Source organism: Rheinheimera sp. 1928-s (assembly GCF_029269265.1).
In the GTDB taxonomy this organism is placed as follows: domain Bacteria; phylum Pseudomonadota; class Gammaproteobacteria; order Enterobacterales; family Alteromonadaceae; genus Pararheinheimera.
Genome location: NZ_JARIXP010000004.1, coordinates 516,550 through 531,348, shown reverse-complemented (window position 1 = coordinate 531,348; position 14,799 = coordinate 516,550). Strand labels below are relative to the sequence as shown.

The window sequence follows — 14,799 nt, the reverse complement described above, 5'->3', positions numbered from 1 at the left end:
GTTTTTAAAGCGGAAAGTCGTTTTAGAACAAAATGAAAGGCACAACACCACTGCAGACCAGATTTTGTTTATCTATCCTTTGGTTGAATGCTGTGCTTTGAAAACAAACTATCTGGCGCTGGCTCCACCGCCCCCTAAAAACATGGCGGCACCTATGACAAAACCAATATCGTACCAGCCTCCTGAATTGGGAAAAGCATAGATACGAACGTCGGTAAAATAGCTGCCAATTAAGCTGAAAACTATACAGAAGCCGTGGATAAGCCCCATGACAAAACTCATAGGGTCTGATTCGCTTTGACCTGCCATAGGCTGGGTTGCACATCCGGCCAAAATACCGGCAACAACAGTAAACAGCAGCAGGTTTTTATATTTGATGACGAAAGGCTTGATGAATTGCATAAGTATCCTTGATGAGTGCTGACAGTTGAGTATTCGATAGCTTATCTCTGGTGGTCATGCGATGGAATGCTCTGTTCGCGATTCAGTGTAGCACAGGGGGAATTCCCTTTATTTTGTTTAAATTTTTACAACAGAAGACACTAATTAAAGTGCTGTTGTTTTAGATCAAGTCTGCAACTGGTGGCTTGTTTTGATCTGGTTTATCTTTAGATCATCAAGGTTTAACCGAGTTTGTCATTTGCGATTGTATCTGTATCTTTGGCTATTGATATGGCCTGTTTCAGCGGTAAGCCAGGATGATCGCGTGCTAACAGATTCTGCCATGCTTATTCGCATTGCGGCTGAGGATAACTGGCCGCCATTTTCTGACCATAAGGGGCAAGGTTTGTCCGAGCAGCTCGTCAAAGCAGCTTTTGCCACTCAGGGTTATCAAATCACCACCCTGGTTGTGCCTTATGCCCGGGCTTTGTATTTCACCCGCCAGGGCAAAACAGATGCCTGCTGGAATGTCACTCGTCAACAAAACACAGAACAGGAATTTACCCTGCATAAAACACCATTATTTAGTGCCGATTCTTCATTCTATTATTACCTTCGGCCAAAACCTTATGCTTCGGTAGCGCAAATTCCAGATGACGCCGTAGTGGGTGTTATTTTGAGTTATGAATACGGTGATTTATTTGAGCAGCATAAACACAGGTTTAAGCTGGTTCAGGTGTCAACTCATGCTCAACTTATTGGTTTGTTAAATAGCAACAAGCTGGATCTGGCGATATTTTTTGATGATGTATTGCGTTATTACCTGCAACACGAAGGCATGAAAGCACAGAATATTCAGCGTGGTCAGCTGAACTACAGCAGCGAAATTTATCTGGCTTTTAGCAAAAATAATCCCCAGAGTATCAAAAGGGCTGAAGCCTTGGATGCTGGTATAAAGCAGCTTAAAAAATCCGGAGTTTATCAGCACTTGCTGTCAGGTATCAGACCAGAGCCTGGTTCCTCAGATTAGCCAATGCAAAAAGGATAGGCGGACAGATAAATGACTCCCTCAACTCACCCATTATTTTGGCGTCACAGCAGCTTGCCTTATGTGGAGTTACGTTTGGTACTGGATGGACGCCAAGTCACTTATGCTCCGCATTCACATCAGCAGTGGTCTGTGGGGGCTATTCTGGCCGGACAAAGTGAGTTTCTTTGCGCCGACAGGCTGCATTATGTGGAGCAGGGGGCTTTGGTGGTGATGAACCCGGATCAGGTTCATGCCTGCAACCCTCGCCAAGGCTCTCCCTGGGCTTATTACATGATGCATCTGGACAAACACTGGTTAGCTGATCTTTTACTGCAGACTGGCGTTAGACCTCAGGATCTTTGGTGTGACACTCAAAGTAATACGCTCCGTGAAACCTCGTTGTTTGACGGTTTTGTTGCTATGGCCGGGTATTTGATGTCACCCCGGCACAAGGTTGATGAGAAAGAGCAGAGGTTAAAGACCTATCTGATCGGATTATTTTTACAGCTGGATAAACACAACCAGACAACAGATGATCTGTTGCCAACTAACCCTTTGTATCAGGTGGCCGCTTATCTGAATGAACACTGCAATGAAGACAGGGCTATCGACAGCATCAGTGCAGAATTTGGTTACAGTGCAGGTTATCTGGTTCGCTCATTTAAGCGTCTTTTTCATATGACGCCTCATGCTTACCGGTTAAACCGTCGGGTGCAATTGGGGCAGCAGGCGTTAAAACAAGGTGAGGCCATTTCTGCAGTAGCTCAGACTACAGGTTTTAGTGATCAATCCCACTTTCAGCGGGTATTTAAGCAAAGAGTAGCGGCGACACCGGATCAGTACCGCCGTTCTGTGTCAGAGCAGGATCAGGATGCAGCTCGCTGCAAGTAACAGCGCCAGAGTTTTATTCAGTAGTCGCATGCTTCGCGGGTTCTGTAAATACTGACGCAGCACAATACCAGCCCAAAGCCATGCCGCCAGCGATAGCCAGCAAATAGGCAAATAAAGACTGGCAAATAGCAGTAGCTGTTCAGTACTTGCCTCTGGAATATAAGCGGCAATACCGGACAAAGATGCCAGCCAGGCTTTGGGATTCAGCCATTGCATTAAGGCTCCGGTGATAAAATCAGGCGCTTTAGCTTCAGAGTTATTATTCAGCTCTCCGTTGTCACTGAATAACTGGTAACTCAGATACAGTAAAAAAGCGATCCCCAGCCACTGCAGAAGCAGTGTCAGTAAAGGCAACGCAGCCAGCACATGATGCAAACCAAAGCCAATAATTAAAAACAACAGGATAAAACCCAGAGTTGCACCTGTGATAAAACTCAGGCCTTTCGCCACACCATAACGAGCGCCATGACTCACCGATACCAGGTTAACTGGACCAGGAGAAAATGAAGCGGCAAAGGCAAATAACGCCATGGACATAATAAGGGATAAGGTCATAGTGGTACTCCTGTAGTAACTCAATCAGGCGTCGACTATGGGCTTTCTCACCCTTGCTGTATTGGATAAAACTGACCTTTCGTTTTTACTTTTGTGTTTAACAGGCAGCAGCAGAAAAATCTTTGGTTTACAGCTAAGCTGCTCAGGTAAGATGATATTTATTCCGCTGATCATAAGGAAAAAGAGATGGCGTTGATCACAAACCTGGTGATACTTCTGGTGGCATTACTGCACTTGTATTTTCTGGTGCTGGAAATGTTTTTATGGGACAAACCTAAAGGTATGAAAGCTTTTGGCCTGACACCACAAAAAGCGGCTGATACCAAAGTACTGGCGGCCAATCAGGGCTTGTACAATGGCTTTCTGGCCGCTGGTTTATTCTGGGGCTTGTTTCAGGGCATAGTGCATCAGGGCGATGCAGGGCTTGATTTTAAAGTGTTTTTTCTGCTTTGTGTGGTTGTGGCTGGTGTGTATGGCGCTATGACAGTCAGTAAGAAAATCTTCTATATTCAGGCTATGCCGGCGGCTCTTGCATTGGCGCTGCTGTTTTTGGCATAAAGTTGCCTAAGTAAAGACTAAAACCGGAGACACTTATGGCAGATCTTGATAAAGCTCTGGCTACTTAACTGGCCAATATTGAAAAACGCACAGGTAAATCCATTGCAGAGTTAACCCAACTGGTTCAGGCTTCAGCCCTGGTGAAACATGGCGAGTTGGTGGCTCTGTTAAAAAGTAGTTTGGGCATGGGACATGGCGATGCCAATACCATTGTGCACCTGGCCCGCAGTGATAATGCTCCGACGGCTGCAATTGCAGAGGATCCGGAGCAAGGTCTGAACGAGCTTTATAGGGATAAAAAGGCCGCATTGAAACCTGTGCATCAGAAGCTGCTGGCAGAGCTGAGTCAGTTTGGTGATTATGAAACGGCGCCCAAAAAAACCTATATCAGTTATCGCCGTGCTAAACAGTTTTGCATGATAGGGCCAGCGACCAATACAGCAGTTGAAATTGGCTTAAACGTGAAAGATCTGCCTCTGAGTGAGAGACTAAAAGTGATGCCAGCAGGCCAGATGTGTAACTATAAAATCCGCTTAGCTGATGTTGCAGAAGTGGACGCTGAGTTAGTGGCATGGTTAAAAGCCGCTTATGAGGCGGCAGCCTGAGCTCTTAACGCTTGATACAAACAAAAAGTGCATTACCTGAGTGGTTATCCCATGCTGCGATTTTTTCGTAGCTATGCTCAAGCACATGCACTTCAAAATAAGGGCAAAGCAGTTGTTCCAGTTCGGCAAAACTGATGGCTACCATAGGGTGCTGGTCTTGCCAGAGCTGCTTCAAATCGGCCGTGGTTTTTTCTATGCTCAGGTTCAACGACTGCTGCTCACCTGTGCCGCTGTAATTCCAGCCAGATTCAAACACAAAATGACTGTTGTTCAGCACGGCGCTGTGTCGTACATAAGAGTTATTATCGATTTTGTCTTTATCCACCGCATTAAAACAAAACACGCCACCTGGTTTTAAAGCGTTAAACACGCTGGCGAAACAAGCTTTAAGGTTTTTTATACTGGCGCTGTAATGAATGGAGTATAAAAAACAGGTGATCAGATCCACAGGATGTTCCAGTTGAAAATCACACATATTCTGTTGCATAAAGCGGGCTTCAGGACAACGTTGCTGAGCTTTATCCAGCATAGGCTGATTTAAATCCAGACCGCTGCTTTGATAACCAGCGTCCAGAAAATGCCGGATATGTGGCCCTGTACCACAAGCTAGATCCAGATGAGTTCTGCCATCACCGCCAAAAAATTGATGCAACCTGCGCGCACTCTGGCTTTGCGCCTGATAGTCGATATCTGCACACATCAGGTCGTAATAACCAGAAAGATCAGTGTAAAGCGCGTTGGATGAGTGCATGGTGCTGTATATTGTGCTCAAATTTTCGGCCGCGCATCATATCTCAGTTCGGTGTTTTTGCGAAGTAACATAAAGCTGTTCAAAGAATGTTGGCTTTGGACTTTGTACAAAAAGCCTTTTGATCCGAAAAAACACTTGCCAAGCAGGGGGAAATAACGAGACCCTATAGCACTTTTATTCTGCTGTTGGCTGAATTTCCGGCCATTGCATCAAGGAGATCTCATGTCTAAGCCAAAAAGCCGTCGTTTACAGAAAAAGCTCTATTTAGGCGAATTTACTGAATACGGTTTTATGTTGTCCTGTTCATTAGGACTGGAGTCTGATCAGGATTTCAGCAAATTGCTGGACCAATTTATTACTGTGATTGAAAGCCGTGATCTGGTGATGGCCGGCGGTGGCGATAAAACTCAGTTTGAAGCCTTTATTTGGTCTGCACACCGTTATGGTTCTGCCACACAGGAAGATATCTCTGTGATCACCGCATGGTTTAAAGCTCTGCCTTCTGTTGACCAATTAAAGGTTAGTGAGTTGGTCGATGCGAACTATGGCGTAAGTTTTTAAGCCTGTAAGCATTTTTTGCTGAGTTATGGAAAACTCAGCGCAAGCTTTTGTTATTGCTCTTCAGATCAGTGCAATAACAAAAGTCTAAAGCAGACTCAGTATTTAGTATGGAAGAGCACTGCCCGAATGCTGAGGTGTCAACCCCGATCCTAGCGGAGAGCTGAACCATGGATAAAAACAGCAGATTCACCATTATAGGGTGTGGTCATTCAGAATCCTTACTGCATCATAACAACAACGCGTTGGTGTCAAATTCAAATGGTGTGTTATTAATTGATTGCGGGCACACTGCAAAACACGCACTGCATGATCTTGGTTTGACTATTGGTGATGTCGACGAGATTTTTATTACTCATGTGCATGGTGATCATGTGTTTGGGCTTGAACGTTTTGCTTATGAAACCCGCTTTAAATACCAGAAAAAAATCAAACTTCATTATCACCCCGATATTTATCAGGAGCTGTGGGAGCAGACACTAAAAGGCTCTTTGGCAAAAATAGGCGAGGGCAGCCTGGCTTTTGATGACTATTTTGAATTGTGCCCGCTTACAGGCCCTGGCTTCGAAAGTTTAGGTAATCACTACGATGTGTTTGAAGTGGCTCATACGCCGGGCAAAAAGACGCTGGGTTTGTGTGTAAACGATAAGGTATTTTACTCATCTGATACGATAGCTATACCCGATATAGTGTCGGAACTTAAGTTTGATGTTGGATTTCATGACGTGACGCTCACAGATTGGAATCCGGTGCATGCCACTTTATCCAGCCTGATGGATTACCCCGAAGCTGTGCGAAAAAAGCTGTACCTGATGAGTTATGAAGACAGCTGGCCGCAGTTTGAACAGCAGGTAAAAGCTTATTTTTCAGGTTTTGCAAAACAAGGTATGAGTGTGGAGTTTTAAGCATTGGAAGCACTGAAATGTATTTACGAAGACAAGGTGAATCACCGTTTTTCCTTATTAATGGACTCTGTGGGTGATATCCGCTTTTGCTACTGGACTGAACTAAAGAAATTCAGCGTCACTCAACTGACACAAAACCACAGTTACCTGATGCAGTTCCAGGATATTACGCAACCAGACAATTGCTTTCGAGGTATCAGGCTATCAGCTCTTCAGGTTGATGGTCCGGCGGTGACAGCGAACACTGCAGAATTTACCGGTATAAAATTCACCTCACAAAGCCTGGCAGCTTTGTTTGCCAGTTCAGCCGACAAAACCCTGATTTTTTACCAGTGTGAATTTGAAGAAATTCATTTATCCGGTTTGCACTTTGAACAGGATCTGCTGTTTTGCCAATGCACCTTTTTGGATAATTTCAGGCTGACGAGTTCAACCTTCAGCAAATCGGTATGGTTTCCTCACTGTACTTTTTATAAGCACTTTAGTTTGAAAGCCAGTCAGCTGGCCGGTTCGGTGCATCTGGAATCTGTCTGCTTTTATGGGGAAGGTGGCTTATCCTTGCGTGGCGTTTGTTGCCGGAATATCTATCTTGATCTTGGCGTGAAAGGGCCAGCAGATATGGTCTGGCTCAATGAAGTTTCTGTAGCCGGTGTACTGAGTATTGGTGGAGATTTCAGATCGGAGATCCAGTTATTTAACCGTCAGGATGAGGTGTCTGACAGCAAAATGCCGGTTGGCCACCTTTGTATTGGAACAGAATGTTATCAAAATGAAAAAGCGAACCTGACCAGAAGCTCTGCTGATATCAGAGTCTTTGGCTATGAATTCGAAACTGTCGCTATACAGAACGTCGAACTGAATGCTTTATATTTATCTGATTTAACTGCGAAAAATGTCACTGTTTTATCAAGCCATGTGCAAAAAGACATTGAGCTGAAGAATATGAAAGTCATGCAGGAAGTCAGTTTATCCGAGGTGATGGTTGCCAGAAACCTGAAGCTGGAAAACTGTGATATTCAGTCTCGACTGTCTTTGGCAAACAGTTCTGTTTCTCAATGTACTTATTTGGAAGATCTTAAAACAGCTAAGAATGAAGCTATTGATCTGTATAGATTTATATCGGATCGCTTTTACACTAACGTGCCAGAGCTTTTTGTTGGGAAAGCTAAGTTCAAGTTTTTTTCACCCCGTGAATTTGCCGGATTAGTCAAACACAGCTCCAGCAAAAGTATGGAAGAGCAGTATTCCAATTTAAAGCACTGGTTTCATGACACAGGCAAGCTGGCTTATGAAGACATGGCGTTTTTTCATATGCGGGATATGTCTGCTGCTGGCATTCTGACTAAGTTTTTTTTAGGCCGTGTGTTTGGGTGGGGAGTACGAATTTCCAATATAGCCTTATCATCTGCCATAGTGATTATGCTTTTCGCAGCGCTTTATTTTCTGAGCGCAAATGCACTTTCTGTGAAAGAAAGCTTTTTATTAAGTATTCAGAGTTTTAGCGGTGCCTTTTTTGGCTCCTGGGCCGCATCTTTAGATTCAAAAAATGATCTGCTATTTCTTGTGGCACTGCAAAGCTATGTTGGCGTATTTTTTATCACAACTTTTGTCGGGGCTTATATCAGAAAATTACTCAGGTAATAACTACTCCTGACTTTTTATTAAATTTTCATGATGACTTCATGCTGTCATTTACCGGACCTTAGACTGTTGTTTCTAATTTCGCTTTTAATCTGGAAAGCGGAATTGGGATAAAACAACAATCATCAATAGGAGGTCCAACTCGTGTTCAGTACATTCAAATTAACCACCTTAATGACAGTAAAAAGCTGTTTAGTTTTTTTTACCTTTTTTAACCTCAATACTGCCAATGCCGATGAATTCCCTCGTTGGGATACGGCCATTACCGCCTATAACGAAGGCCAGGTCAGAAAATTTCACCCCACTTTTGATTTTGACTCAGATGGCTGTTATCCGGGCACCCCATTTCACCGTTATGAATCCTTACGCCAGAACCCGGGTTTAGCAGCAACGTCCAGTTATTATGGTGGCTGTCGTGATGCAGGCTGGGGCAATACCGCCAATACCATTCACAGACAGTTATGCCAGCAAGGGACGGATGGCTGGGAGCGTTGCGCACATTTTTATGAATTGTATTTTGAGAAAGATCAGGCGGTGCATTTAACCTTTTTAGGCGGCCATCGTCATGATGTTGAAACTGTGATTGTCTGGACTCTGAAAGGTCATAATCAAGAATTTGTCAGTCATGTATCCACCAGTGCTCATGGTAACTTTGATACCCGCGCTATGAACACCTTAGAGCAACACAATGGCCATCCGTTGGTGGTGTATCACAAACACGGCATCCGAACTCATGCCTTTCGTTTTTCCAATGCAACTGACAAAGCCAATGTGGAGTTTCTGGGCAACTGGGGCGAGTTTTATGCGCCTAATATTATCAGTCACTACCGTGCTGTAGCTGTGTGGGACTCGAATGAGCGCAGCCGCCATGACCGCAATACGCAATACCGCATCGCGCTGGAGCAATCGAACTTTGGTTCTGCCAGCTTTAAAACCCGTAATGATGCGTTGATCATGGAGCAGGCGAATAACAATGTGCCGCGCTCTGATGCCTTGTGGGCCAATACCTGGTTTAACTGGGATGATATTGCTGCCACCAAAGCCAAAGAGTTACAGGCAAACTACCCTGGTATTTATCAGGATATTAAAGACCGCTACTAAGCATCCATTCTTTTTAATCTGCTGCAGCCTGACTGCAGCACATTGCTTGTCGTGCGTTGTTTTCGCTTCGTTGTATTTCACAGCTGTTGTCCTTACATGTTATAACGCAGTTCATAAAACACATCAGCACGGAGGCTCACGTGGCTTTTACTGAGCAGGAAAAAACGGCTTTATTGCAGTTAAAAGGCGTAGGCCCCACAGTGATCCAACGCTTTGAGCAAATTGGTCTGGATTCTTTTGAAAAACTTGCCAGCCACAGCGCTGCAGAAATCGCTGAACGTGTGGCCTCTATGCTCAGAACCAGCTGCTGGAAAAACAGTCCACAGGCTTTGGCTGCTATTGAAGCCGCGATTCAACGTTCAGCTCTGGGGTTGTAGCAAGAAGGTACAGACGAAAAACAGATAGCAGAGCTTAAGTTTGAGTTCAGCATGGACTGCTAGCTTTAAAGGTACTGTGACATTCTGTTGCACTCAACCGTCTTGAAGAAGGAAACTGAAATGACGCTTAACCCAACTATTTCTCCACGTCAGCTTTTTGTACCTTTGTATCTGGCCGCTCTAATCGCTGTTAGTCCTGTTGTTGCTCAATCACAGGCCAGTTGCAGCAGCTTAAAAGGCTGTGAACTGAAGTTCTGTGAGATGGAAATTCAGCTGAATCTGGCTAAACAAACAGGTGACAATGATCAGGTTGCCGGCTTGCAAATGGCTCTGGATAACGCCAGAACCAACTGCAGTGAAAATAAATTAAAAGATGATTTAACTGAAAAACTTGCTGATGCGAATAAAGATTTGGTGAAGTATCAGGCCGATCTGCAGCAAGCAGAGCAGGATGGCAAAAAAGATAAGGTGTTGAAATACCGTAAAAAGCTGGAAGAAACCAGCAGTGAGCTAAAAAGATTAAAAGACCAGCTAAGCCATCTGGAGCAATTGCCGCGCTGACCCAGGGGCTAAGGCGCCTGGGTGTTGTTCAACGAAGTTAATTCGCCTGTTTGTATATTCAGCATAAAATCACCATTGGGCTGGCCTTGTAAAAAACCATGGATGATCTGAAACAAACCGGAAAATTTGCTTTGGCAATACTGCGGCAGGGTCCAGTTTTGCCAGTTTTGAGCCTGGGGCTTTGTAGCTACGTTCTGCAACAGCGCGGTAAAAAAGCCATAGTGCTGTAGGCGCTGAGCAGAAATATCAGCTAAAGCCAATTCACCGGCATTTTGTAAGCGGTAAAAATCCAGCACTAAATCAAAGCCTGTCCAGTGGGTGAAGTCTTCCAGCTTTAAACCCGCTGTGGCAGCTTTAGTTGTGGCTTTTTGTCTGGCCTGTTGCCATTCAGGGCTTTGACTTAATTGCTGCAACATAGCTGGTGAAAACTCTTTCAAAGTGACACTGCTGTCGAGCTCTGAGAGCACTAACATTTGTTCGCCATTTAAACCCAGCAGTAACTGCCTCAGTTCATCCGGCCAGTCCTTGGGTAAAAAGCGTAAGCGTGTCAGCTCGCGTAAATGACCATTGGCAAAGTCACGGTAGTTTTTCGACTGCAAAATGCTGGCATCCCATAATGGTTGTTTGTCCTGCTTTAACTGCTGCCATTCTTTTTGGTAATGCTCAAACAGCTGATCAAAACCCGGCACTTGCTCCAGCACTATGGTTTGCACCTTGATGTGCTCTTTGCTGGTCAGCGTCAGTAATTTATAGGCGGGCACATAAGCGGCTAAAGAGGGGGCCTGAATATTGACCAGGCTGTTACCGCTGTTCGATTTCACCACAGCGGTATTATTTAAATGCATATGACCGCCAATATGCAGCTGTACGCCAAGGTCTGCTAATTGATGGCTGATCTGCTGCTGTGGGCTGCGTGATAACTGACCACGTTGTTCACCCAACAAGGTAGCTATCTGCTCTGTCTGGCCCTGATAAAACTCAATCATCGGATAATGGCTAAAAGTGATCAGTGTTTTGCCCTGAGCTTTGGCTCGTTTTGCCACGTGTTTCACCCATTGCATCACTGCAGGCTTGTAGTCAAACATCGCGTTGTAACCTGCGTTGCCAGAGCCTTCAAAAGCAGCTGCTTCCTGGCCTTTGCCCTGATAATTAGCTTTAGGTTTGTACACATTGGCATCTATGGCCAGCAACCACAAACCCTGAACAGGTTCCACCAGATAACTTGCATCAGCAATAAACTGGCAATGGCTGTGATGTGGTTTTTTAAAAGCGCCACCAGCCCCTTGCAAACAAATCTCCAACTGACGTTTGGTTAAATCTGATTGAGCCAGAGCTTGGCTGTAGTGATAATTGCTTTGATCGTAGTTGCTAAAAGGTGTTTCCCAATACAGATCATCAGCTTTGGGGTAAAAGCCAAAGTCCGATAGCTCTGTCATCAACTCGGCATATCCCAGCTCTTTTACTTCTTCAGTGCAAACCACACTTTTCTCTTTGCCAACACAAGGTTCAGAGCCTGGGCTGTAAATAGCCAGAGGCCTGCCGTCAGGACCTAAGTAGTCGGGTTTGCCTGCGCTCTGGGCATAAGGCCGTACCGGGTCGTGATTGCCAAGCGTCAGTAAAAATTTCAGGCCGTGAGTGCTGCTGTAATGCTGCAGGATCTGTTTTAAACCCCGTATATGGGCAGTCTGGCCGTCGTCGCTGAAATCTCCCGGCAATACCACCAGTTTGACATTACGACGCACCAGATCATCTAAAGCTGCACGCAGCGCAAAGTAGTTTTCGTTAAAAAGCCTTGTAGATTGCAGCTGAGCGGCCATAGTGCGGATAGTGGCTGCTTTGCCTGTGGTTTGGCTTTGCAGGCCTTTAAAACTGCCGTCAGGGAAGTTGGCATACACATCGTGAAAATGCACATCAGGTAAAAAGGCGATTTGTTGCGGAGCGCTTGCCGGAGTGGCCAGCGCTGGCAAACCAAACAAAGCGAATACAAAGCCAAAACAAAGGGTTTTCATCAGTGGTGCTTTCCTTGAAATTCTAATAAAAAAGCCACAGCGATGCTGTGGCCTTGGTCTTTTTTATCACTTAAACAAGCTGAGTAACAGTATTAGAAGTCGGCACGCAGACCTAAACTTACTCTTCTGCCTGAGAACTCATTCATCACAGGGAAAGCCGGGTTCATAGTGTAACCGCTGGTTTCTTCGTCTGTAATATTGATACCTTTTAAGCTCAGTTTAACGTTATCTGTCAACTGGTAACCTAAAGCTATGTCTGTTTGGCCATAAGCGTCACGGTACACTGGGTACATATTCAGATGAATGTACTCTACGTACTTGTCTTTGTAGTTGTAAGACAGACGAGCATCAAAAATATCGTTTTCGTAATACAGCGTAAAGTTGTAGGTGGTATCGGCTAAACCTTCTGGCGGCGTTGGTATATCTAAATCAGAAGCACCAGTTAAGCTGTTGTCCAGCATAGTGTAGTTGGCGTTGATACCAAAACCTTCCAGTGAGTCGCTCAGCATAGTTAAAGGCAACTGGGCGATTAGCTCCAGACCTGTCACTTTGTACGAACCTTCAGCGTTGACTGGCTGGAACACTTCAAAATCGTAATAACCGTCTAATGAACCGTCGGCATTACGTTTTTCTACGTCTTCTACTACTCCGGTCAGCTCTTCACGTACTACACCTTCAATATCTTTCCAGAAGTAAGAGGCTGCCAGAATACCGCCGTTTTCCATGTACCATTCAACACCGGTTTCCCATTGTTTTGCCTTGGTTGGCTTCAGACCTGGGTTGCCGTCTTTAAAGCGGAACTCATTCCAACTGACTGTGCGTTTGTAAGCAATATCACCCAGGGCAGGGCGCATTAAGGTTTCTGATGCAGCTGTACGCCAAATCACATCTTCTGCCACTTCAACTGTCAGGTTAAAGCTGGGTAACACATCGTTGTAGCTACCGTCTGCAGAGACTGGATCTTCAGTGTAACCTGTAGTGCCATCTTCGTTTTGAACCGGGTGGTAACCAAAAGAGGTTACTGCAGTGTCTACTGCACGTACACCTGCGTTTAACTTACTCGGCAAGCTACCTAATTCAAAATCAAAGTTAGTCATGGCATACAAAGCTGTCACTTCTTCATCAACACGGTAGTACTGATTATCCTGGAACGGAGTGAAGAAACCGGCATAACGGAAAGTGCTGCGGGCGTAGTCGTTGGACACCTGCATCCAGTTCAGGTCTTTGGCCTTGTAACCACCGCCAGAGGCGATATCAGTCACATAACCCAGTTCACTGTCCTGCAATGTACGGGTATTTACCCAAGAGCTGTCGCCTGCTGTTGGGCCTTGAATTTTGATCTCACCAAAGTTACGTTCTTTGGATTTGTCGGTATAACGCACACCAAACTGCACACTGCTCAGTGCAGGCAGCATGGACAATTCCAGCTCTTTTTTGAAGTCGAGCTGAGCGGCATATTTGTCGTCCTGCACTTCTTCCAGTTGGGTTTCATAAGCTTCAAACAGGTATTTGTCGGCAGCGTTGTACATGTCGATGCTGGCCGGGTTGGCGCTCATGACGGTTTCTCCGCCATTGGCAGTCCAGCGGCTGCGCGATGGTGCATAAGCCACATGTTTCAGGTTGGCGTAGTCAGCTGTTTTCTCAGCGCCTGAGTAACCCACTAACGCATTGATATCCCAACCATTGACCAACCAGTCCATCGTAGCACTGTACTGAGTGAAATCAGTTTCGTTGATACGTTCTTTGCTTAAAAATTCGTGCTGAGTGGCAGTGTAAGACACGTCAGTCAGAACCACCATACCGTAGTCAGCCAGCGTGGTATCGTCGTAGGCATGAATGGTTTCCAGTGTACTGCGGCTTGATGCTGTGTAAGCTGCTGCATCGTATTCATCTTCAGTGTTGTCATAACCACCTAACATGGCATCAAAGGTCAGACTGAAGGTTGAACTTGGTTTGTATTGGATGGCGGCTGTGCTGCCCCATTTGTCTTGCTCACTCTGGAAGACACGGTCGCCTACCTTATCCTGGAAAATAATACGGCTGGTCTCGTCTTTATCTCTGAAATCACTGACGATCACGCCAGCATCACGTTCCAGCACTGCCGCAGCCTGAGTTGAGCGTGGTGCTGAAGCTTCAAGGAAACGGCCCATAGGACGGAAATTGATACCAGAGTTGGAGTCTGTTCTGTTGCTACGCTCTGCTTTAGAGAATGACACTAACGCGCCCCAGTCACCAAAAGTGTCGCTGGCGAGGAACGAGAATTTAGGATCAGTTTTTTCTGAAATAGAGTTATGAGCGCCTTCAGCAGACACCACAAATTGGGCTGAGCTGTAATCAAAAGGTTTGGCTGTGCCAATTTGCACTGAACCTGCGATACCACCTTCTTCATCTGCTGCAGTAGGAGATTTTTGCACAGTCACACTTTGGATAATTTCAGAGGCAAAAATATCAAACTCAACATCACGACCACCGCTGCCTGAAGCTGTAGCCAGGTTATTGATCGACACATGAGTAAATTCAGAAGGCAGGCTGCGCACATTCACTTTGCTACCCAAGCCTTTGTTCCGCTCAATAGTGACGCCAGGCATACGTTGCAGAGCTTCTGCCAGGTTTTGCTCAGGGAAATCGGCAATGTCGGTGGCTACGATAGAATCAGAGAAACCAATGTTCTCTTTTTTCATATCAACGGCTTGTTCCAGACTTTTGCTGTAGGTGCCTTTAACCGCTATAACTTCAACTTTCTGCTCAGTCTGCTGGTCTTGTGCATAAGCAGGTAAACTGATGGCTGAACCCAGCAACAACTGGCCTACGGCCAAACTTAAAGCTGTGCGTTTTGATACAAGATGATGACGGTATTGATTCTGATGTTTCATTCC

At 45.4% G+C, this 14,799-nt stretch carries 15 protein-coding genes; 10 read left to right on the top strand and 5 right to left on the bottom strand.

Features of this window, described 5'->3' with window-relative positions:
* Positions 1-108: 108 nt before the first annotated feature.
* Positions 109-402: a hypothetical protein gene (locus P3C17_RS12770; RefSeq protein WP_300929793.1), complete on the bottom strand. Its 294-nt coding sequence runs from the start codon at positions 400-402 to the stop codon at positions 109-111.
* Between the two features lie 304 nt (positions 403-706).
* Here P3C17_RS12770 and P3C17_RS12765 point away from each other — a divergent pair, with 304 nt between their 5' ends.
* Positions 707-1,411: a transporter substrate-binding domain-containing protein gene (locus P3C17_RS12765; RefSeq protein WP_300929792.1), complete on the top strand. Its 705-nt coding sequence runs from the start codon at positions 707-709 to the stop codon at positions 1,409-1,411.
* A gap of 30 nt (positions 1,412-1,441) precedes the next feature.
* The gene (locus P3C17_RS12760; protein WP_300929791.1) at positions 1,442-2,302 is read left to right on the top strand and encodes an AraC family transcriptional regulator; all 861 of its coding nucleotides are present in this window, start codon (positions 1,442-1,444) and stop codon (positions 2,300-2,302) included.
* Here the strand turns inward: P3C17_RS12760 and P3C17_RS12755 are convergent.
* Positions 2,267-2,857 (bottom strand): LysE family translocator, encoded by a 591-nt coding sequence (locus P3C17_RS12755; RefSeq protein ID WP_300929790.1) that lies wholly within the window; start codon positions 2,855-2,857, stop codon positions 2,267-2,269. The genes P3C17_RS12760 and P3C17_RS12755 overlap by 36 nt on opposite strands.
* Before the next feature lie 186 nt (positions 2,858-3,043).
* Here P3C17_RS12755 and P3C17_RS12750 point away from each other — a divergent pair, with 186 nt between their 5' ends.
* Entirely contained in the window at positions 3,044-3,415 is a 372-nt protein-coding gene (locus tag P3C17_RS12750; protein ID WP_300929789.1) for a DUF1304 domain-containing protein, read from the top strand.
* 68 nt (positions 3,416-3,483) lie between these two features.
* The gene (locus P3C17_RS12745) at positions 3,484-4,020 is read left to right on the top strand and encodes a DUF5655 domain-containing protein (protein WP_346015667.1); all 537 of its coding nucleotides are present in this window, start codon (positions 3,484-3,486) and stop codon (positions 4,018-4,020) included.
* 4 nt (positions 4,021-4,024) lie between these two features.
* Here the strand turns inward: P3C17_RS12745 and P3C17_RS12740 are convergent, their stop codons facing one another.
* The gene (locus tag P3C17_RS12740) at positions 4,025-4,771 is read right to left on the bottom strand and encodes a class I SAM-dependent methyltransferase (protein WP_300929788.1); all 747 of its coding nucleotides are present in this window, start codon (positions 4,769-4,771) and stop codon (positions 4,025-4,027) included.
* 222 nt (positions 4,772-4,993) lie between these two features.
* Here P3C17_RS12740 and P3C17_RS12735 point away from each other — a divergent pair, with 222 nt between their 5' ends.
* The 6 genes from P3C17_RS12735 to P3C17_RS12710 all read left to right on the top strand — a co-directional run bounded on the left by P3C17_RS12735 (position 4,994) and on the right by P3C17_RS12710 (position 9,914).
* Positions 4,994-5,332, top strand: coding sequence for a YggL family protein (locus P3C17_RS12735; RefSeq protein ID WP_233078119.1), 339 nt, complete (start codon positions 4,994-4,996; stop codon positions 5,330-5,332).
* A gap of 167 nt (positions 5,333-5,499) precedes the next feature.
* Complete coding sequence (locus P3C17_RS12730; protein ID WP_300929787.1) at positions 5,500-6,234, top strand: MBL fold metallo-hydrolase; 735 nt, start codon at positions 5,500-5,502, stop codon at positions 6,232-6,234.
* A 3-nt stretch (positions 6,235-6,237) separates the two neighbouring features.
* Complete coding sequence (locus P3C17_RS12725; RefSeq protein ID WP_300929786.1) at positions 6,238-7,875, top strand: hypothetical protein; 1,638 nt, start codon at positions 6,238-6,240, stop codon at positions 7,873-7,875.
* A gap of 144 nt (positions 7,876-8,019) precedes the next feature.
* Positions 8,020-8,976, top strand: a complete 957-nt coding sequence (locus tag P3C17_RS12720) for an NPP1 family protein (protein WP_300929785.1) — start codon at positions 8,020-8,022, stop codon at positions 8,974-8,976.
* 140 nt (positions 8,977-9,116) lie between these two features.
* Positions 9,117-9,353, top strand: a complete 237-nt coding sequence (locus P3C17_RS12715) for a helix-hairpin-helix domain-containing protein (RefSeq protein ID WP_300929784.1) — start codon at positions 9,117-9,119, stop codon at positions 9,351-9,353.
* Positions 9,354-9,473: 120 nt separating this feature from the next.
* Complete coding sequence (locus P3C17_RS12710) at positions 9,474-9,914, top strand: DUF1090 domain-containing protein (protein ID WP_300929783.1); 441 nt, start codon at positions 9,474-9,476, stop codon at positions 9,912-9,914.
* 8 nt (positions 9,915-9,922) lie between these two features.
* On the opposite strand, the gene P3C17_RS12705 is transcribed toward P3C17_RS12710, so the two are convergent.
* Both P3C17_RS12705 and P3C17_RS12700 read right to left on the bottom strand, forming a co-directional pair.
* Positions 9,923-11,923 (bottom strand): metallophosphoesterase, encoded by a 2,001-nt coding sequence (locus tag P3C17_RS12705; protein ID WP_300929782.1) that lies wholly within the window; start codon positions 11,921-11,923, stop codon positions 9,923-9,925.
* A gap of 92 nt (positions 11,924-12,015) precedes the next feature.
* On the bottom strand, positions 12,016-14,796 hold the full coding sequence (locus P3C17_RS12700) for a TonB-dependent receptor (RefSeq protein ID WP_300929781.1): 2,781 nt from the start codon (positions 14,794-14,796) through the stop codon (positions 12,016-12,018).
* Between the last annotated feature and the right edge of the window lie 3 nt (positions 14,797-14,799).